Genomic DNA, 19347 nt, shown 5'->3' on the forward strand with positions numbered 1-19347 from the left:
CAGCATAGTTCGCCTCGCCGCGCTAACGCTTGAACGATTGTGCAACCTGCGCCGCGCTAACCGTGGATCGCCCGCAGCCAGCGGCCCGGAGAGAGACCAAAGCGGCTGATAAACTGGCGCGTCATGTGGCTCTGATCGGCAAAGCCCGCGTCGGCGGCAATATCCACCAGACGCTCCCCGGCGCGCATCCGCTGGCGGCAATAATCGAGCCGGCGCATCATGACGTAACGCCACGGGCTGGTGCCGTACAGCGTTCTGAAATCCCGGCTCAGGCTCCAGCGGTCCCGGCCGCTGACCTGCGATAAGGTGTCGAGGGTCATATCCTGCATAAAACAGGCATGGATATACTCCCGGGCCTTCTCCGCCGCCCGATAGTCAAACGCCTGGCGGCGGGAACGCTGCCCGCCGACCACAGCCAGGGTCTGCGCCAGGTCATACAGGGCATCCTCTTCCTCCAGCGGCTCGAAGGTGTCAGTGACCGCTTTTAATAACGGCAGCGCGGCGCACCGCAGGCGCGGATCCGCCGACAGGCCGCCGGGGATAAACGGCAGTGGCCTGCCGCCGAGTATCTTCTGGATCAGCGCCGGTTCGATATAGACCATGCGGTAGTGAAACCCCGCCTCGGTGCCCGCCTCGCCGTCGTGTATTTCGTCCGGATGAAGCACCATCGTTCCACCGGGCAGGCTGTGCTGGAGTCCACCGCGATAGTGAAAGCTCTGCACGCCGGCGATCGTCTGGCCGATGGCGTAGGTGTCATGCCGGTGCGGCTCGTAGCCGTGGCCGCCGAAGAAGGCTTCGATGCGCTCCGTCCGGCTGGGCGATTGCGCCAGCCTGACCCAGTCCGCGCTCTGCTGCTGAGACATAATGAAAAACCTGCGGCGTTCCAGAGGGATGATTCCAGCACTATTACACAAAAAATTAACATCACCAACCCGCTCACTGCCGCGCCCTGCCGCTGGGCGTTTGCTGAAATTACGCATAGAATGAAGGAGTTCCATGCAACATGCGCAAAGGGCATCGCCGAAGGCTGGCCTGCCTGGCGGTGCTATGCGCCGTTTTTATAAAAAGCTTTATTTAACAGCCGTTTATATTTTGCGTATATAATGAGCGTCAGATTACTATCAACACAGGAAGGGAGAACAGTCATGCGCGTACTCGTGGTTGAGGATAACGCCCTGCTGCGTCACCACCTCAAAGTTCAGCTGCAGGAGCTGGGCCATCAGGTCGATGCGGCGGAAGATGCCAGGGAAGCGGACTACTATCTGGGCGAGCATCTCCCGGACATCGCCATCGTCGATCTCGGCCTGCCGGATGAGGATGGATTATCGCTGATCCGTCGCTGGCGCAGTCACGATGTGTCGCTGCCGGTGCTGGTGCTAACCGCCCGCGAGGGGTGGCAGGATAAAGTGGAAGTGCTGAGCGCCGGGGCGGATGATTACGTCACCAAGCCTTTTCACATTGAAGAAGTTGCCGCCCGTATGCAGGCGCTGCTGCGCCGCAACAGCGGCCTGGCCTCGCAGGTGATCTCCCTGCCGCCGTTCCAGGTCGACCTCTCCCGGCGCGAGCTGTCGGTGAACGACCAGCCGATCAAGCTGACCGCCTTTGAGTACACCATTATGGAAACCCTGATCCGCAACCGCGGCAAAGTGGTCAGCAAAGATTCTCTGATGCTGCAGCTTTATCCGGATGCCGAACTGCGCGAAAGCCATACCATCGACGTGCTGATGGGTCGGCTGCGCAAAAAAATTCAGGCTGAATACCCGCAGGACGTCATCACCACGGTGCGCGGCCAGGGCTACCTGTTCGAACTGCGCTGATGAAGGGATTGTTGCGGCATATCTTCCCGCTGTCATTACGGGTTCGCTTCCTGCTGGCGACCGCCGGGGTGGTGCTGGTGCTGTCTCTGGCCTATGGCATGGTGGCGCTGGTGGGCTACAGCGTCAGCTTCGATAAAACCACCTTTCGCCTGCTGCGCGGCGAGAGCAATCTCTTTTATATGCTGGCGAGATGGGAAAACGGCGCCATTGACGTCGACATCCCGGAAAATCTGAATATGGAAAGCCCAACGGTCACCCTTATCTACGATGAGAAGGGCAAACTGCTGTGGGCGCAGCGCGATGTGCCCTGGCTGGCGAAACGCATTCAACCGGAATGGCTGAAACGCAATGGTTTCCACGAGATAGAAGCCGATGTCGACAGCAGCAGTATGCTGCTGCGCAATAACCATGAGGTTCAGGAGCAGCTGGACGCTATCCGCGAACAGGGCGACGACTCGGAGATGACCCACTCGGTGGCCATCAATCTCTACCCGGCTACCAGTAAAATGCCCGAGCTCAGCATTGTGGTGGTCGATACCATTCCGGTGGAGCTTAAGCGCAGCTATATGGTGTGGAGCTGGTTTATCTACGTGCTGGCCGCCAACCTGCTGCTGGTGATCCCCCTGCTGTGGGTCGCCGCCTGGTGGAGCCTGCGGCCTATCGAGTCGCTGGCAAAAGAGGTGCGCGAACTGGAAGAGCATCACCGCGAAAAACTCAACCCCAACACCACCCGCGAGCTGACCCGGCTGGTCAGCAACCTTAACCGCCTGGTTCGCAGCGAGCGCGAACGCTATGACAAATACCGCACCACCCTCACCGATCTCACCCATAGCCTGAAAACGCCGCTGGCGGTGATGCAAAGCACCCTGCGCTCGCTGCGCGGTGAAAAGATCAGCGTCGACGAGGCGGAACCGGTGATGCTGGAGCAGATAAGCCGAATCTCGCAGCAGATTGGCTACTATTTGCATCGCGCCAGCATGCGCAGCGGCGGTACCCTGTTGAGCCGGGAGCTGCACCCAATTGCTCCCCTGCTCGACAGCCTGACCTCCGCCCTGAATAAGGTGTACCAGCGCAAAGGGGTCAATATTTCGCTCGATATTTCGCCGGAGATCAGCTTTGTCGGCGAGCAGAACGATTTTATGGAAGTGATGGGTAACGTTCTCGATAACGCCTGTAAGTACTGTCTGGAGTTCGTGGAAGTTTCCGTGCGCCAGACCACCGACAGCCATCTGCACATTCTGGTGGAAGACGATGGCCCGGGTATCCCGCAGAGCCAGCGTCGGGCCGTTTTCGACCGCGGCCAGCGGGCAGATACGCTGCGTCCCGGCCAGGGGGTGGGGCTCTCCGTCGCCCGCGAAATCGTCGAACAGTACGATGGGGAGATTATCGCCGGCGAAAGCCTGCTCGGCGGCGCCTGCATGGAGGTGGTGTTTGGCCGCCAGCAGCTGGAAGATAAGCGGGTTGATCATTGAGTTTTTTAACGGCGCCTGCATCGCCGGGGCGCCGCATCCGTTATAATCCCTGTCAGACACCTGCAGTGGAATATCAATATGGATTATCAATTAACGCTTAACTGGCCCGACTTTATCGAACGCTACTGGCAGAAACGGCCGGTGGTACTGAAGCGCGGCTTCGCCAATTTTATCGACCCCCTAAGCCCGGACGAACTGGCTGGACTGGCCATGGAGAGCGAGGTCGATAGCCGCCTTGTCAGCCATCAGGATGGAAAATGGCAGGTCAGTCACGGTCCTTTCGAAAGCTACGATCACCTGAGTGAAAACAACTGGTCCCTGCTGGTGCAGGCGGTTAACCACTGGCATGAGCCATCGGCGGCGCTGATGCATCCGTTCCGCGCCCTGCCGGACTGGCGTATTGACGATCTGATGATCTCCTTCTCAGTACCCGGGGGCGGCGTCGGTCCACATCTGGATCAGTATGATGTGTTTATCATTCAGGGCACTGGCCGTCGGCGCTGGCGCGTTGGGGAAAAGGTGCCGATGAAACAGCACTGCCCGCATCCGGATCTGCTGCAGGTTGACCCCTTCGAGGCGATCATCGATGAAGAGATGGAGCCGGGCGATATTCTCTATATTCCGCCAGGATTCCCGCATGAGGGATATTCGCTGGAAAACTCGCTTAACTATTCGGTCGGCTATCGTGCGCCGAATGCCCGCGAGCTGTTCAGCGGCTTTGCCGACTATGTCCTTCAGCGCGAACTGGGCAGCCAGCGCTACGCCGATCCGGATGTGCCGTCCCGCGACCATCCGGCCGATATTTTACCGGTCGAACTCGACCGCCTGCGCGAGATGATGCTGGGGCTGATTAACCAACCGGAGCACTTTAAGCAGTGGTTCGGCGAGTTTATCACCCAGTCGCGTCACGAGCTCGACGTCGCGCCGCCGGAGCCGCCGTATCAGCCAGATGAAATTTACGATGCCCTGCAGCAGGGCGACACGCTGGAACGGCTGGGCGGCCTGCGCGTGCTGCGCATTGACGGTGAGGTGTTCGTCAACGGTGAGAAGATCAACTCCCCGCACCGCCCGGCGCTGGACGCCTTAGCCACCCATCTGACGCTGCGCGCCGACCATTTTGGCGATGCACTGGAAGATCCGTCGTTCCTCGCCATGCTGGCGGCGCTGGTCAACAGCGGCTACTGGTTCTTTGGCGACTGAGCCAGCATCCTGCCCGGCGGCGCTGCGCTTGCCGGGCCTACGGGTTTTGTGGTCACCGGCTGGACCGTAGGCCGGATAAGGCGAAGCCGCCATCCGGCACTTTGTGGTTTCGATGGCGGTAATGTCTTACCCGAGCATTATCGCCTCTCGCCTGCATCAAATTCGCTTACCTCACCCGCCCAATTCGGCGGATACCATCCCCGGCGCACATCGCGATGAAAGGTCGAATATGGCCAATCCTGCACCCGACGGACATGACCGTGCTTAACGGGATTGATATAAACGTAATCCATATGCCGCCGGTAATCTTCTTCATTACGGATGGCATGTTCCCAGAATCGCGGCTGCCAGATATGGCGCTGCGCCAGCGCTCAGGTAAACGTTTTTTTTATGTCCCGCCAGCGACCGGAATAATCGGTATCCCCCTCAGGCAGGGTCCAGATGCAGTGCATATGCTCGGGTAAAAACCACCCAGGCGTTAATCAGAAAAGGTTTTTTGCTTTTAACAGACGCTGTAGCGGCACGCAGATGAACAATATGCCGCGTCAGGAGATCGCTGCGCCGATTTTGCAGGTTAACGGTGAAGAACCAGCAGCCGCCAGGGATATAACTGCGACGATAATCAGACATGTGAGGTTCCCTCCTCAGTATTAGCCTTATCGCTTTTGCCCGGCGGCGCTGCGCTTGCCGGGCCTACGGGTCTCACGGTCATCTGTTGGACCCCAGGCCGGATAAGGCGAAGCCGTCATCCGGCATAAAGACAGGCACCCGCTCTGCTGTTCACCGCCCGGCGGCGCTGCGCTTGCCGGGCCTACGGGGTCCGCGCTCACCGGCTGGACCGTAGGCCGGATAAGGCGAAGCCGCCATCCGGCATAAAGACAGGCACCCGCTCTGCTGTTCACCGCCCGGCGGCGCTGCGCTTGCCGGGCCTACGGGTCTCACGATCATCGGCTGGACCCCAGGCCGGATAGGGCGAAGCCGCCATCCGGCATCTTGTCCGACACGGTCCGTTTGAGGAGGCTATTTCCCTTTTCTGGTTGCCGTCAGCTCGGCGATACGCACGATCACCTGCACCGCCTTCTCCATCCCTTCCAGAGTGACAAATTCATGCTTGCCGTGATAGTTATAGCCGCCGGTAAACAGATTCGGGCACGGTAATCCCATAAACGAGAGCTGCGCGCCGTCGGTGCCGCCGCGGATTGGCTTCATCTGCGGTTCGATATCGCAGTCCACCATCGCCTGGCGGGCAATATCGACCACGTGCGGATGGGCGATCACCTGCTCATGCATGTTGTAATAACTGTCCTCAATCACCAGCTCGATATAGCAGTCCGGGTGCAGCCCCTTGCCGACCTTTTTGGCGATCTCCATCATCTTGCGTTTACGCGCTTCAAAGTGCTTACGGTCAAAATCGCGGATGATGTAATGCATCTCGGCTCGATCGACGCTGCCTTTCATGCTGGTGAGGTGATAAAACCCTTCGTAGCCTTCGGTAGTCTCCGGCGCCTCGTCGGCCGGTACCTCGGCGTGGATGCGCGCGGCCAGCGACAGCGCGTTGACCATCACCCCTTTGGCGGTGCCGGGATGCACGTTATTGCCGACAATCTTAATGGTCACCGAGGCGGCGTTGAAGTTTTCAAACTCCAGCTCACCCACGCCGCCGCCGTCAACGGTATAGGCCCAGCGGGCATCAAAGGCCTCAACGTCGAAGTGCTTCGCCCCTTTCCCCACCTCTTCGTCAGGAGTGAAGGCCACGCGGATATCGCCATGGGGAATATTTTTCGCCTGCAGGGTCGCCAGCGCGGTCATGATTTCGGCGATGCCCGCCTTGTCGTCCGCCCCGAGCAGCGTTTTCCCGTCGGTGGTGATCAACGTCTGGCCCAAAAGCTGATGCAGCACCGGGAACATCACCGGGGAGAGCACCTCATCGCCGATACCGAGGGCAATGTCCCCCCCGCGATAATTTTCAACAATCTGCGGGTTAACATTTTTGCCACTAAAATCCGGGGAGGTGTCGACGTGAGAGATAAAGCCGATGGCCGGGATATTGCCCTCAACGTTAGCGGGCAAGGTTCCCATCACCGTTCCCTTTTCACTCAGCGTTACCTTGACCAGTCCCATTTCTTCCAGCTGCGCCTGCAACAGGCGTAACAGCTTCCACTGCCCTTCCGTGCTGGGGACCTGACGAACGCCAGGCTTCGACTGCGTGTCCAAAGAAACGTACTGCAAAAAACGCTCAAGCAATTTATCCATGTAGCCACCCTCTTCTTTTGTGACAACATTATTCATAAGCCCGAAAAGACAAATATTGCGTCAGGTCATTCTTAGCCCGTAAAGCGAAATTTAATAACAGAACCGACGTTATGGTGTAAAGGTAGACCATCCGGGCGTATCAAGGATTGGCGATTACCCTCGTTTGCCGTAGAATGCTGGCCCTTATTAAAAACGTGCAACCCCAAAGGTGGTTAATCACAAACCCCGCAGCGGTCAGCGATTTTCCGTTGCGTCTACATGGGACAGAGTCAAAAATTGAATATACAACCGCGTTCGCGTTCGCCGCTGGTGCAACTGGCGGGAATTCGCAAGAGCTTTGATGGTAAAACGGTCATCGATAACCTTAACCTGACCATCAACAACGGTGAGTTTCTCACCCTGCTTGGCCCCTCTGGCTGCGGTAAAACCACCGTTCTGCGCCTTATCGCCGGCCTGGAAAACGTCGACAGCGGCCGGATCCATCTCGAAGATCACGATATCACCCATGTCCCGGCGGAGAACCGCCACGTTAATACCGTCTTTCAAAGCTACGCCCTGTTTCCGCATATGACGGTGTTTGAGAACGTTGCCTTCGGTCTGCGGATGCAAAAAACCCCGTCAGCGGAAATCACTCCACGGGTGATGGATGCCTTAAAGATGGTGCAGCTGGAGACATTTGCCCAGCGCAAACCGCACCAGCTCTCCGGCGGCCAGCAGCAGCGCGTGGCCATCGCCCGCGCGGTGGTCAACAAACCGCGCCTGCTGCTGCTCGATGAGTCCCTTTCGGCGCTGGATTACAAACTGCGCAAGCAGATGCAGAACGAACTGAAAGCGCTGCAGCGTAAGCTCGGGATCACCTTCGTCTTCGTCACCCACGATCAGGAAGAGGCGCTGACCATGTCCGATCGCATCGTGGTGATGCGTGATGGCAAAATCGAGCAGGACGGCACTCCGCGTGAGATTTACGAAGAGCCGAAAAACCTGTTCGTCGCCAGCTTTATCGGCGAGATCAATATCTTCGACGCTACCGTGATTGAACGCCTCGACGATCAGCGCGTGCGCGCCAGTGTCGAAGGACGGGAGTGCAACATCACCGTCAACTTTGCGGTGGAGGCCGGCCAGCGTCTGCATGTCCTGCTGCGCCCGGAAGATCTGCGCGTCGATGAGATCCACCACAACAGCGATGCCGACGGCCTGATCGGCTATGTCCGCGAGCGCAACTATAAGGGCATGACCCTGGAGTCGGTGGTGGAGCTGGAAAACGGCAAAATGGTGATGGTCAGCGAATTCTTTAACGAAGACGATCCGGATTTCGACCACTCCCTCGACCAGAAAATGTCTATCAATTGGGTGGAGAGCTGGGAGGTGGTGCTGGCCGATGAAGAACACCAGTAAATTCCAGAATGTGGTGATTGCCACCATCGTCGGTTGGCTGGTGCTGTTTGTCTTTCTGCCCAACCTGATGATCATCGCCACCAGCTTCCTGACCCGCGACGACGCTAACTTCGTCAAGCTGGTCTTCACGCTGGACAACTACTCGCGGCTGTTGGATCCGCTCTACTACGATGTGCTGCTGCATTCGCTGAACATGGCGCTGCTGGCGACCCTTGCCTGCCTGGCGCTGGGCTACCCGTTTGCATGGTTCCTCGCCCGGCTGCCGCAGAAGGTACGGCCCCTGCTGCTGTTCCTGCTGATCGTTCCCTTCTGGACCAACTCGCTTATTCGCATCTACGGTCTGAAGATTTTCCTCAGCACCAAAGGCTATCTGAACGAGTTTCTGCTGTGGCTGGGGGTGATCGACACGCCAATACGCATAATGTTCACCCCCTCGGCGGTGATCATCGGCCTGGTGTATATCCTGCTGCCGTTTATGGTGATGCCGCTCTACTCCAGCATTGAGAAACTGGATCGCCCGCTGCTGGAAGCGGCGAAAGATCTCGGCGCCAGCAAGCTGCAGACCTTTATCCGCATTATCATTCCGCTGACCATGCCGGGGATCATCGCCGGTTGTCTGCTGGTGATGCTGCCGGCTATGGGGTTGTTTTACGTTTCCGACCTGATGGGCGGTGCCAAGAACCTGCTGATCGGCAACGTGATCAAAAGCCAGTTCCTGAATATCCGCGACTGGCCGTTCGGCGCGGCAACCAGCATTACCTTAACCCTGGTGATGGGGCTGATGCTGTTGATCTACTGGCGCGCGGCGCGCCTGCTGAATAAAAAGGTGGAACTGGAATGATCGGTCGACTGCTGCGCGGCGGCTTTATGACCGCCATCTACGCGTATCTCTACATCCCTATTATTATTCTGATCGTTAACTCGTTTAACCGGTCGCGCTTCGGTATCAACTGGCAGGGGTTCACCACCGACTGGTATAGCCTGTTGATGAACAACGATAGCCTGCTGCAGGCCGCCCAGCACTCGCTGACCATGGCGGTGCTGTCAGCGACTTTCGCCACCCTTATCGGCTCACTCACCGCCGTGGCGCTGTATCGCTATCGCTTTCGCGGCAAACCGTTCGTTAGCGGCATGCTGTTTGTGGTGATGATGTCGCCGGATATCGTGATGGCTATCTCCCTGCTGGTACTGTTTATGCTGATCGGCGTCCAGCTTGGTTTCTGGTCGCTGCTGTTTTCGCATATCACCTTCTGCCTGCCCTTCGTGGTGGTGACCGTCTACTCCCGGCTGAAAGGCTTCGATGTGCGGATGCTGGAGGCGGCGAAAGATCTGGGCGCCAGCGAGATGACTATCCTGCGCAAAATCATCCTGCCGCTGGCTCTGCCGGCGGTGGCGGCCGGGTGGCTGCTGAGCTTCACCCTGTCGATGGATGACGTGGTGGTCTCCTCGTTCGTGACCGGTCCGGGGTATGAAATCCTGCCGCTGAAGATCTATTCAATGGTCAAGGTCGGCGTTTCGCCAGAGGTGAACGCCCTGGCCACGATTCTGTTGGTTCTGTCGCTGGTGATGGTCATCGCCAGTCAGTTAATTGCACGTGATAAAACTCAGGGGACGTTAAGATGAAAAAATGGTCACGCCACCTGCTCGCGGCGGGCACTCTGGCAATCGGCATGGGCGCTGCGCACGCGGACGACAGCAAAACGCTCTATTTCTATAACTGGACCGAATACGTACCGCCGGGCCTGCTGGAGCAGTTCACCAAAGAGACCGGCATCAAGGTTATCTATTCGACCTACGAGTCGAACGAAACCATGTACGCCAAGCTCAAGACCTATAAAGACGGCGCGTACGATCTGGTTGTCCCGTCGACCTACTTTGTCGACAAGATGCGCAAAGAAGGCATGCTGCAGAAGATCGATAAGAGCAAGCTGACTAACTTCAGCAACCTCGATCCGCAGATGCTGAACAAACCCTTCGATCCGAATAACGACTATTCCATTCCCTATATCTGGGGTGCGACGGCTATCGGCGTCAACAGTGACGCTATCGACCCGAAAACCATCACCAGCTGGGCCGATCTGTGGAAGCCGGAATACAAAAGCAGCCTGCTGCTGACCGACGACGCGCGCGAAGTGTTCCAGATGGCGCTGCGTAAGCTGGGCTATTCCGGCAACACCACCGACCCGAAAGAGATTGAAGCCGCCTATAACGAGCTGAAAAAGCTGATGCCCAACGTCGCGGCGTTTAACTCTGACAACCCGGCTAATCCGTATATGGAAGGCGAAGTGAACCTTGGCATGGTGTGGAACGGCTCGGCTTACGTCGCTCGCCAGGCCGGTACGCCGCTGGAAGTGATCTGGCCGAAAGAAGGCGGCATTTTCTGGATGGACAGTCTGTCGATTCCGGCGAACGCTAAAAACGTCGACGGCGCGCTGAAGCTGATTAACTTCCTGCTGCGCCCGGATGTCGCCAAACAGGTCGCGGAAACTATCGGTTATCCGACGCCGAACCTGGCGGCGCGCAAAATGCTCAGCCCGGCAGTGGCCAACGATAAATCGCTCTATCCGGATGCTGCGACCATTGAGAAAGGCGAATGGCAAAATGACGTGGGCAGCGCCAGCGCCATTTATGAAGAGTATTACCAGAAGCTGAAAGCGGGCCGCTAATCCCGCAGGGCGGAGCCGCGGTTCCGCCCTTTTTTTGCCCTCACCCTAGCCCCGCAGCGCGCGCCACAGGATCGCCGGCAATTTGCGCCAGCGCGGTCGATGGTAAAAATCCACCAGCCGCTGCGCCACCGCGTCCTGCTCCCGGTGGGTGATGAACCAGGGCGGCAGCGGCATCAGCGTCGGTTCGCCATGCCACAGACTACGTGGAAACGGCCGAAACGGCGCCTCAATCACCGTGCGCTCGGTTTTCTCCAGCATAAAGCTGTTATGCACCTTGCCCCGCCCGCTCTGAATATCGTCGAGCGTGTGGCCGGGAAATGCCCCCCACGGGCAGGGGGCTAACAGGAAGGCCACCCCGCTCCAGCAGTTGATCGCCACTGTGCCGTAGCGCAGCTCGGCGATCAGCGCGTTAAAACGCTTACGCCCGATCGCTTTGCGGGTGCGCGGGTGGATCACAATATTGGCCCCCAGCGAGCCCTGCAGCCGCTGATTGGCATAGCCGATCGCCTGGCGCAGGAAACTTTCCGCGCTGTCGGCCTCAAGACGGGTGACCGACAGCCCCGGGCCAAAGACCTCCTGCTGACAGAACGCCGGGTCATCCTCGGTGTTCGTCACAATTAACGGCAGCGCGTCGCCGCGCGCTATCTCCAGCGGCTGGCGGGCGCGCAGGCGAAAGTCGGTCAGCCGTTTTTCAGCGCCGGGGTAGTAGTCCGGGCGGGTATTCGCGGCGATCAGCCGGTACAGCTGGTTAAGCAAGGGCGTCGCTGGCTCCCAGCCCTGCTGCAGGATCAGCACCAGGCTGGCCACGCAGTTAAACCCGCCGTTGTTCATCTTCTGCGTCGCCAGCTGCTGCGCCTGAAATGCGATATCCGCCTCGCTCCACGGCCCGGGGACGATAATGGTGGGGCTGACGCCGCCCAGCTCCGAGGTCACCCGGCGCGGGTTCAGCGGCGTCCCGGCGGCCCGACGTTGACGAGCCGCCTCACCGTCGCCCCAGACGATGGCGTCATGGGTCTCACGGGAGCCGGTGATATGGATCTCATCGACAGCGGGATGGGTGGTCAGCCATGCTCCCGCCTGGGCGTCGCCGGTGACAATGCGGAGCGCATCCATGGCGATCAGCGGCGCCAGGGCCTGGGCCAGCAGATCGTGCAGATAATCATTCAGCGGATTGAGCTTCAGCAGGCAGACCTGATTTTCAATAAACAGCTTGTGTAGCACATCCAGTGGCGCAATCGAGGCCACATTGCCGGCGCCAAGCACCAGCGCCAGCTTGCCCTGCCGCGCGGCCGGCGGGATGTCGTATGCCCGCGCCGCATAACGGTCGAGATGGGCCCGGGTGACGCCTGGCTGCATCCATATCTCAGCGCGAACACCAGACAGCAACAGTCGATCCCATAGCGTGCCGGGCACCACCCGCAGCGCCAGGCGGCCGTCCGCCAGCGTCCGCAGCGGGATCCGCCGCAGAAAGGTCTTCTCCTCCAGCTGCTCCAGGGTGGCGATAAGCCCGTTGCAGCCGACCATTAGCGCGCAGGGGCCCGCCAGCCACTCCTCCCCCGCCAGCGGATCGCCCGCCGGCAGCCCTTTGGCCGCCGCCGCGGCGGCCACCCACGCCGGAGCAATACCGGCCAGGGCATCCTTGATCTGGCGCAACAGCGCCAGACGACGATTCACTGAGGTTTCCGCCCAGCGCTGGCGCGCCGCCGACAAGGCGTACAGGGCAGCATCATACTGAGAGCAGGTCGTCAGACCGGGCCGCGCATGGCTCATTTTCCCTCACTCATTAAAATCTCTCCGTAGGCCTGGCGCAGTTGATTTTTGAGCACCTTACCCGTGGCGCTGACCGGCAGCGCGTCGACAAATATCACCCGGTCCGGGATCTGCCACTTTGGCACCCGCTTCGCAAACCAGCTCAGCAGATCGGTCTCTTCCACTTCGCCCCCTTCCGCGCGAACGCACAGCAGCACCGGCCGCTCGTCCCAGCGCGGGTGGCGGGCGGCGATGGCCGCCGCGCTGCGCACCGCCGGATGCGCGATGGCGATATTCTCCAGCTCAACGGTGGAGATCCATTCCCCACCGGACTTGATAATATCCTTTGCCCGATCGCTGATCACCAGATAACCATTGGCGTCGAGCGTACCGATATCACCGGTATCAAACCAGCCTGCCGCGGTCAGGGCGCTCGCGTCCTGACCATAATACTGCTCCACCACCCAGTGCCCTCTGACCTGCAGATATCCCTGGCTTTGCCCATCCCGGGGCAACGGTTCGCCATCCACGCCCACCACCTGCAGTTCGATGCCGAAAATGGGCCGCCCCTGACCGGCGCGCTGTTTTTGCTGCTCCTGTGCCGGGAGCCCGTCATGTTTGCTCAACGGCGTGTTGATGGTGCCGATAGGCGATGTTTCGGTCATTCCCCAGGCGTGGGTCAGCGCAATGCCGTAATCACGCTGAAAGGCCTCGGCCATCGACGGCGGCAGCGCGGAGCCGCCGACCAGCGCCCGTTTAAATTCAGGCACTCTGACGTCTGTCTGGCGCATCGCCGCCAGCAAGCCGGCCCTGATCACCGGCACACCAAACCCCACCGTCACCTTCTCGGCGGCCAGCAGCTGCAGCAGGCTGTCGCCATCGAGGTGCGGCCCCGGCAGCACCAGCCGCGCGCCGACCATCGCGGCGATAAACGGCGTTCCCCACGCATTGACATGGAACATCGGCACCACCGGCAACAGGCTGTCCTTCGCCGATATGCCGGCGGCGTCAGGCTGGTTGCCGCTCAGGGCGTGCAGGACCAGCGAACGATGGGTATTCAACACCCCTTTCGGCCGGCCGGTGGTTCCCGAGGTGTAGCAGAGCGAAGCCGGGGTCAGTTCATTGAGCGGCGGCCAGCGATAGTCTATGGTCCCCTGCTGCAACAGATCGTCATAAAACAGCAGCGAGGGCAGCTGGCTGAGCGCGGCTTCGCTGCGGGGTTCCATCAGCACGATGTGTTTTACCGTCGGCAGGTGCGGCAGCAGCTGCGCAACCAGTGGCAGAAAGGTCTGGTCAAAAAACAGCACTTCGTCGGCAGCGTCGTTGAGGATATACCGCAGATGGTCCACCGACAGCCGTGGGTTAACGGTGTGCGTCACCCAGCAGCCGGAGGCGACGGCAAAATAGATTTCCAGGTGGCGGCGGTTGTTCCATGCCAGGGTAGCGCAGCGGGCGCCCGGCGGCAGCCCCAGCGACGCCAGCGCCGATGCCAGCCGCTGAGCATGGCGGGCCACCTCCCCCCAGCTGCTGCGCTCCTTCTCGCCGCCGGCACCCACCGAGACAATCTCGGTCTCGCTGTGATACTGCGCCGCATGGCCGAGCAGCGCGGCAGTGGTGAGATCCTGATAAATCATCGGTGACGGCATGGCGGGTCTCCTTTACAGACGTCCGGCGGAATAGAGGGGCGCGGCGCGATCGCGCGGGCGCCTATTGAATCTGGTCTACATTTGCCGGTCTGCACAAAAAAACGTACAGAAATCAGCGGTCACGCACAAAATAGAGTGGGAAATGATTCAGGAAGGAGAAGACGAACTCATGACCGGAAGATCATTACTCAGAGAGCGTATCGCCCGACACCGGGCCGGGCGATAGCGGTGGCGATTTACAGCAGCGCTTTCGCTTTAGCGACCACGTTGTCGACGGTGAAGCCGAACTCCTCGAACAGCTGCTCAGCCGGCGCAGACTCACCGAAGGTGGTCATGCCAACGATGGCGCCATTCAGGCCAACGTATTTGAACCAGTAGTCCGCAATACCGGCTTCCACAGCAACGCGCGCAGAAACGGCTTTCGGCAGTACGGATTCACGGTAGGCCGCATCCTGCTTGTCGAATGCGTCGGTAGACGGCATGGAAACCACGCGCGCCTTCACGCCTTCGGCAGTCAGTTTGTCCCACGCGGCCACTGCCAGCTCAACTTCAGAACCGGTGGCGATGAAGATCAGTTCCGGCTGCGAGCCGGCGCAATCTTTCAGCACATACCCGCCGCGGGCCACGTTTGCCAGCTGCTCTGCGGTACGCTCCTGCTGCGCCAGGTTCTGACGGGAGAGGATCAGCGCGGTCGGGCCGTCCTGACGCTCCACGCCATATTTCCACGCAATCGCGGATTCCACCTGGTCACACGGACGCCAGGTGGACATGTTCGGGGTCACACGCAGGGAAGCCACCTGCTCTACCGGCTGGTGAGTCGGGCCGTCTTCGCCCAGACCGATGGAGTCGTGGGTGTAGACCATCACCTGACGCTGTTTCATCAGCGCCGCCATACGTACCGCGTTACGCGCATATTCCACAAACATCAGGAAGGTGGAGGTGTACGGCAGGAAACCACCGTGCAGCGCAATACCGTTGGCAATCGCGGTCATACCGAATTCACGCACGCCGTAATGGATGTAGTTCCCGGCGGTGTCTTCGTTGATCGGCTTAGAACCGGACCACAGGGTCAGGTTGGACGGCGCCAGGTCGGCAGAACCGCCGAGGAATTCCGGCAGCAGCGGGCCAAACGCTTCGATGGCGTTCTGCGAGGCTTTACGGCTGGCGATTTTCGCCGGGTTGGCCTGCAGCTTCGCGATGAACTCGCTGGCTTTCGCGTCGAAGTCAGACGGCATCTCACCTTTCATACGACGGGTGAATTCGGCCGCTTCCTGCGGGAAGGCTTTGGCGTAAGCCGCAAACTTCTCGTTCCATGCGGCTTCTTTCGCCTGGCCTGCCTCTTTCGCATCCCACTGGGCATAGATCTCAGACGGGATTTCAAACGGCGCGTATTTCCAGCCCAGCGCTTCGCGGGTCAGCGCGATTTCCGCGTCGCCCAGCGGCGCGCCGTGGGAATCATGGGTGCCTGCCTTGTTCGGCGAACCGAAGCCGATGATGGTTTTGCACATCAGCAGGGACGGTTTGTCGGTGACCGCACGCGCTTCTTCTACCGCGCGTTTGATGGCGTCAGCGTCGTGACCGTCCACGCCGCGCACCACGTGCCAGCCGTAGGCTTCAAAGCGTTTCGCGGTATCGTCTGTGAACCAGCCTTCAACGTGGCCGTCGATAGAGATGCCGTTGTCATCATAGAAGGCCACCAGTTTGCCCAGTTTCAGGGTCCCGGCCAGGGAGCACACTTCGTGAGAAATGCCTTCCATCATGCAGCCGTCGCCCATAAAGGCGTAGGTGTAGTGGTCAACGATGTCGTGGCCCGGACGGTTAAACTGCGCCGCCAGGGTTTTCTCGGCGATAGCCATCCCGACCGCGTTAGCGATACCCTGACCCAGCGGACCGGTGGTGGTTTCCACGCCCGCGGTGTAGCCGACTTCCGGGTGACCCGGGGTTTTGGCGTGCAGCTGGCGGAAGTTTTTCAGCTCGGATATCGGCAGATCGTAGCCAGTGAGGTGCAGCAGGCTGTAAATCAGCATCGAACCATGGCCATTGGACAGGACAAAACGGTCACGGTCAGCCCACGCCGGATTGTTCGGGTTATGGTTCAGGAAATCACGCCACAGCACTTCGGCAATGTCAGCCATACCCATCGGGGCACCCGGGTGGCCGGATTTGGCTTTCTGTACAGCGTCCATGCTCAGGGCGCGCAGCGCATTGGCGCACTGGCGGCGAGTGGTATTTGTCGTCTTCATCGGTCTGTTTCCCCTGCGGCCTACAGCATCTGCTGAATCTGTTGTTCCAGTTTCACCTGATCGACAGCAAACAGGCGGATCCCTTCCGCCAGTTTTTCCACTGCCATAGGATCCTGATGATGCTGCCAGAGAAACTCCGCCTGTGTCATCGGGCTGGGACGGGTTTCCGTCACGCAGCCGGGAGCCAGCTGACGGGTCAGCGCGCCTTCGCTGGCCGCCAGCTCGTCCAGCAGCGCCGGAGAGATGGTCAGGCGATCGCAGCCCGCCAGCGCCTGGATCTGCTCAATACGACGGAAGCTGGCGCCCATTACCACCGTGTCATAGCCATGGGATTTGTAATACTGATAAATCTGGCGCACGGAGACCACGCCCGGGTCGCTGTCCACCTGATAGGCTGACTGCGGCTGGTGCTTCTGATACCAGTCGTAGATGCGCCCCACAAAGGGCGAGATGAGAAAGACGCCCGCTTCGGCGCACGCCCGGGCCTGAGCGAAAGAAAACAGCAGCGTCAGGTTGCAGTTTATACCGCTCTGCTCCAGCTCTTCGGCAGCGCGAATGCCCTCCCAGGTGGCGGCGAGCTTAATTAAAATCCGCTCGGGACCAATGCCATTTTTTTCATATAACTGGATAAGCTTGCGCGCCTTCGCGACGCACATTCCGCGATCCCAGGCAAAGCGGGCATCCACTTCGGTGGAGATACGCCCGGGCACATGGCGCAGCACCTCGCTGCCGATATCCACTGCCACCTGATCGCAGGCGTTAATCAACTGCGTTTCTGCGCTGCCCCCCTGGCGGCGTGCCTTGCCAATCGCATCGGCAATCAGCGGCTGATACTGCGGCAACTGCGCGGCCTTCAGCACCAGCGAAGGGTTGGTGGTCGCATCCTGTGGAGCAAACTTTTTAATCGATTCAATATCGCCGGTATCAGCAACAACCGTGGTGTATTTTTTCAGTTCGTCTAACTGGCTCATCATCTGTTCCTTATCTTACGACTGCGGAGGTTAATCTCTGGCATGCTGGTGTTCGTAATAATCAATACGTTCCACTTTGGGCGCGGAGCCGCCGCCTTCATATTCGGACTCAAGCCATGCCTGAATAATTTTTTTGCCCAGCTCAGTGCCAATCACCCGCGCGCCGAGGGTAATAATCTGCGCGTTGTTACTTTTACGCGCTCGCTCAGCAGAGAAGGTATCGTGACACTGGGCGGCGCGGACCCCGGGGACTTTATTGGCCACAATACTCATCCCAATGCCGGTACCGCAGATCAGGATGCCGCGATCGTGTTCGCCCTGTTTAATCGACATCGCCACCGCATGGGCAACATCCGGATAAACGGTACTCCCCTGGCGTTTATCGCTGCTGTAATCCGCGACGTTAATTCCCAGCCCATTCAAATAAGCGACGATAGTATCGCGAAAAGCATAGGCGGCATCATCCGCACCAATAGCGATTGTTTTCATGGTTATTTCCTTAATTTAACAGTACGTCTTAATGACAATTCGGGTAAAACGAAATTTGATCGCCAGGCTGAATAATTTGTGGTGGTTCGCCGTAAAGGTGTACCGTCCCGGGTAATTCAGCGATATCTGCGCCATCAAAATTTAGCGTGATATGGCCAAGCTGTCGTAAATTTGCCGTTGCCACACTGCCTACCGCGGTCACCCGATAATTTTTATCATTTAATTTCATTCGCTGACCGGGCGATAACTCGGCGGTCAGTTCGCTGGCCTGGTGTACGGCGCAATAACTCGCAATATCGTCGGGAACGGCATCGGAGAATAAAATAAGCCGCTGCTCCCGCAGAGAGCACTCAACATATTCCCCGACGGCGGTAATTCGTAATGAATACAACGGCACGCTCATACTATTTGTGTCCTTTGGCGGCAGGGGAAGATAATGTCACGCTCTCTTCACTTTTCGCGTCTTGCAAAGGTTCAGCGGCTGGCGCCCGCTTTTTCAGCCGTTTATCAAACCAGGCGACCAGTATCGGCGCGGTGATCATGGTGATAATGCTCGCCGTCGCCAGCTGCGCGGTGGCAGCATCCACGTACATCGCCAGCGAAGGATCCGCCTGGGCAACCATCGCCGGCGTCAGCGCTGAGCTGGCGGCGGTGGTTCCCAGCGCGGCGCCCAGCGCGCTTTTCTTCTTCAAAAACAGGTTGTAGATAAAGTAGAACACAATCCCGGTGAGCGCGGAGATAATCCCCAACAGGATCCCGGACAGGCCGGCGGTAAACACTGTATTGATGCTGGAGTTGGCGCCGATGGCGAACGACATAATAATGATCACCAGCGGCTGCGCCGCGGCGCATAACTGTTTAAAACGTTCGTCCAGATTGCCCCACAGCATGCCAATCAGCAGCGGGATAAGCATCGACAGCAGCGCGGCGAAGGGAATATTGGCCAGGCCGCTGACGCCCAGCACCATCATGGTGACAAACGGACCATCCTTGATGCAGAACACGGAGATCGCCCCGGCATCACTGGCATCGCCATAGTTGCTGCACAATGCGATATAGAGGGAGCTGTTCGAGCTGGTCAGGCAGGCAATCAGCGCCAGGGTCGATATCCCGAGAAATCCGCTCGGGCCAAACAACGTTCCCGCGGCCCATACCGCCAGGGCCCCGGCCAGACATTTGAGAAACAGCAGCACCGCGCCTTTATAGAGCGGCAACCCGGCCTGACGGATATTGATCGAGGTTCCGCAAATGAGTAAAAATATGCCCATCATGGCGCTGGAACCGACTTTAAATAAAGCGGTGGTCGGGCCGCCAATACTGAGCACCTGGGGAGCAAAGGTATTAATCAATATTGCCACCAGCAGTGGAATAATGATTAGCCCACCGGGCACCTTATTCATTTTCTCAAGTATATTAATATTCATAGGGTGACTCTTAAATTAAGAT

The 19347-nt window shown here is 59.0% G+C and carries 16 protein-coding genes and 1 pseudogene; 7 read left to right on the forward strand and 10 right to left on the reverse strand.

Translation table 11 applies throughout. The annotated features are described in order from the left end of the window. Window positions 1-56: 56 nt before the first annotated feature. A complete protein-coding gene (locus B8P98_RS17540; RefSeq protein ID WP_080924348.1) occupies window positions 57-863 on the reverse strand; it encodes an AraC family transcriptional regulator in 807 nt (268 codons plus the stop codon). Window positions 864-1145: 282 nt separating this feature from the next. On the opposite strand from B8P98_RS17540, the gene phoP reads away from it, so the two are divergent. The 3 genes from phoP (at window position 1146) to B8P98_RS17555 (ending at window position 4489) form a co-directional block, all read left to right on the forward strand. Beyond that, the gene (phoP, locus tag B8P98_RS17545; protein ID WP_004150807.1) at window positions 1146-1817 is read left to right on the forward strand and encodes a two-component system response regulator PhoP; all 672 of its coding nucleotides are present in this window, start codon (window positions 1146-1148) and stop codon (window positions 1815-1817) included. Continuing rightward, window positions 1817-3289 (forward strand): two-component system sensor histidine kinase PhoQ, encoded by a 1473-nt coding sequence (gene phoQ, locus B8P98_RS17550; RefSeq protein ID WP_025714404.1) that lies wholly within the window; start codon window positions 1817-1819, stop codon window positions 3287-3289. The genes phoP and phoQ overlap by 1 nt, the downstream gene beginning before the upstream one ends. 78 nt (window positions 3290-3367) lie before the next feature. Next, the gene (locus B8P98_RS17555; RefSeq protein WP_012542214.1) at window positions 3368-4489 is read left to right on the forward strand and encodes a ribosomal protein uL16 3-hydroxylase; all 1122 of its coding nucleotides are present in this window, start codon (window positions 3368-3370) and stop codon (window positions 4487-4489) included. 137 nt (window positions 4490-4626) lie between these two features. Here the strand turns inward: B8P98_RS17555 and B8P98_RS17560 are convergent. Together B8P98_RS17560 and pepT are read right to left on the reverse strand one after the other, a co-directional pair. Next, a pseudogene (locus tag B8P98_RS17560) lies at window positions 4627-5119 on the reverse strand (REP-associated tyrosine transposase). A gap of 390 nt (window positions 5120-5509) precedes the next feature. After that, entirely contained in the window at window positions 5510-6742 is a 1233-nt protein-coding gene (gene pepT, locus B8P98_RS17565) for a peptidase T (protein ID WP_025714407.1), read from the reverse strand. Between the two features lie 258 nt (window positions 6743-7000). Here pepT and potA point away from each other — a divergent pair, with 258 nt between their 5' ends. The 4 genes from potA to potD are packed head-to-tail and all read left to right on the forward strand — an operon-like array spanning window position 7001 to window position 10803. Further along, window positions 7001-8137: a spermidine/putrescine ABC transporter ATP-binding protein PotA gene (gene potA / locus B8P98_RS17570; RefSeq protein ID WP_025714408.1), complete on the forward strand. Its 1137-nt coding sequence runs from the start codon at window positions 7001-7003 to the stop codon at window positions 8135-8137. Beyond that, window positions 8121-8978, forward strand: coding sequence for a spermidine/putrescine ABC transporter permease PotB (gene potB, locus B8P98_RS17575; protein WP_004150812.1), 858 nt, complete (start codon window positions 8121-8123; stop codon window positions 8976-8978). Before potA ends, potB begins: the two co-directional genes overlap by 17 nt. Beyond that, on the forward strand, window positions 8975-9760 hold the full coding sequence (potC, locus tag B8P98_RS17580) for a spermidine/putrescine ABC transporter permease PotC (RefSeq protein ID WP_025714409.1): 786 nt from the start codon (window positions 8975-8977) through the stop codon (window positions 9758-9760). Before potB ends, potC begins: the two co-directional genes overlap by 4 nt. After that, window positions 9757-10803, forward strand: coding sequence for a spermidine/putrescine ABC transporter substrate-binding protein PotD (potD, locus tag B8P98_RS17585; RefSeq protein ID WP_087805923.1), 1047 nt, complete (start codon window positions 9757-9759; stop codon window positions 10801-10803). The genes potC and potD overlap by 4 nt, the downstream gene beginning before the upstream one ends. A gap of 45 nt (window positions 10804-10848) precedes the next feature. On the opposite strand, the gene B8P98_RS17590 is transcribed toward potD, so the two are convergent. The 7 genes from B8P98_RS17590 to B8P98_RS17620 form a co-directional block, all read right to left on the reverse strand. After that, the gene (locus tag B8P98_RS17590) at window positions 10849-12573 is read right to left on the reverse strand and encodes an aldehyde dehydrogenase family protein (protein WP_095033270.1); all 1725 of its coding nucleotides are present in this window, start codon (window positions 12571-12573) and stop codon (window positions 10849-10851) included. After that, on the reverse strand, window positions 12570-14198 hold the full coding sequence (locus B8P98_RS17595; RefSeq protein WP_095033271.1) for a long-chain fatty acid--CoA ligase: 1629 nt from the start codon (window positions 14196-14198) through the stop codon (window positions 12570-12572). The genes B8P98_RS17590 and B8P98_RS17595 overlap by 4 nt, the downstream gene beginning before the upstream one ends. Window positions 14199-14434: 236 nt before the next feature. After that, on the reverse strand, window positions 14435-16441 hold the full coding sequence (gene tkt, locus B8P98_RS17600; protein ID WP_095033272.1) for a transketolase: 2007 nt from the start codon (window positions 16439-16441) through the stop codon (window positions 14435-14437). Between the two features lie 20 nt (window positions 16442-16461). Then, on the reverse strand, window positions 16462-17412 hold the full coding sequence (gene tal, locus B8P98_RS17605; RefSeq protein WP_060656446.1) for a transaldolase: 951 nt from the start codon (window positions 17410-17412) through the stop codon (window positions 16462-16464). Between the two features lie 30 nt (window positions 17413-17442). Then, window positions 17443-17901: a ribose 5-phosphate isomerase B gene (rpiB, locus tag B8P98_RS17610; protein WP_025712368.1), complete on the reverse strand. Its 459-nt coding sequence runs from the start codon at window positions 17899-17901 to the stop codon at window positions 17443-17445. A gap of 28 nt (window positions 17902-17929) precedes the next feature. Continuing rightward, window positions 17930-18304: a PTS glucitol/sorbitol transporter subunit IIA gene (locus B8P98_RS17615; protein ID WP_023297368.1), complete on the reverse strand. Its 375-nt coding sequence runs from the start codon at window positions 18302-18304 to the stop codon at window positions 17930-17932. A 1-nt stretch (window position 18305) separates the two neighbouring features. Then, entirely contained in the window at window positions 18306-19325 is a 1020-nt protein-coding gene (locus B8P98_RS17620; RefSeq protein ID WP_025712370.1) for a 2-keto-3-deoxygluconate permease, read from the reverse strand. Between the last annotated feature and the right edge of the window lie 22 nt (window positions 19326-19347).

This window comes from Klebsiella quasivariicola (assembly GCF_002269255.1).
Lineage (GTDB): Bacteria > Pseudomonadota > Gammaproteobacteria > Enterobacterales > Enterobacteriaceae > Klebsiella > Klebsiella quasivariicola.

Bases quoted from the DNA above. Each gene is read 5' to 3' on its own strand.
- B8P98_RS17540 (WP_080924348.1), bottom strand. From the start codon at position 863: ATGTCTCAGCAGCAGAGCGCGGACTGGGTCAGGCTGGCGCAATCGCCC.
- phoP (WP_004150807.1), top strand. From the start codon at position 1,146: ATGCGCGTACTCGTGGTTGAGGATAACGCCCTGCTGCGTCACCACCTC.
- phoQ (WP_025714404.1), top strand. From the start codon at position 1,817: ATGAAGGGATTGTTGCGGCATATCTTCCCGCTGTCATTACGGGTTCGC.
- B8P98_RS17555 (WP_012542214.1), top strand. From the start codon at position 3,368: ATGGATTATCAATTAACGCTTAACTGGCCCGACTTTATCGAACGCTAC.
- pepT (WP_025714407.1), bottom strand. From the start codon at position 6,742: ATGGATAAATTGCTTGAGCGTTTTTTGCAGTACGTTTCTTTGGACACG.
- potA (WP_025714408.1), top strand. From the start codon at position 7,001: ATGGGACAGAGTCAAAAATTGAATATACAACCGCGTTCGCGTTCGCCG.
- potB (WP_004150812.1), top strand. From the start codon at position 8,121: ATGAAGAACACCAGTAAATTCCAGAATGTGGTGATTGCCACCATCGTC.
- potC (WP_025714409.1), top strand. From the start codon at position 8,975: ATGATCGGTCGACTGCTGCGCGGCGGCTTTATGACCGCCATCTACGCG.
- potD (WP_087805923.1), top strand. From the start codon at position 9,757: ATGAAAAAATGGTCACGCCACCTGCTCGCGGCGGGCACTCTGGCAATC.
- B8P98_RS17590 (WP_095033270.1), bottom strand. From the start codon at position 12,573: ATGAGCCATGCGCGGCCCGGTCTGACGACCTGCTCTCAGTATGATGCT.
- B8P98_RS17595 (WP_095033271.1), bottom strand. From the start codon at position 14,198: ATGCCGTCACCGATGATTTATCAGGATCTCACCACTGCCGCGCTGCTC.
- tkt (WP_095033272.1), bottom strand. From the start codon at position 16,441: ATGAAGACGACAAATACCACTCGCCGCCAGTGCGCCAATGCGCTGCGC.
- tal (WP_060656446.1), bottom strand. From the start codon at position 17,412: ATGAGCCAGTTAGACGAACTGAAAAAATACACCACGGTTGTTGCTGAT.
- rpiB (WP_025712368.1), bottom strand. From the start codon at position 17,901: ATGAAAACAATCGCTATTGGTGCGGATGATGCCGCCTATGCTTTTCGC.
- B8P98_RS17615 (WP_023297368.1), bottom strand. From the start codon at position 18,304: ATGAGCGTGCCGTTGTATTCATTACGAATTACCGCCGTCGGGGAATAT.
- B8P98_RS17620 (WP_025712370.1), bottom strand. From the start codon at position 19,325: ATGAATATTAATATACTTGAGAAAATGAATAAGGTGCCCGGTGGGCTA.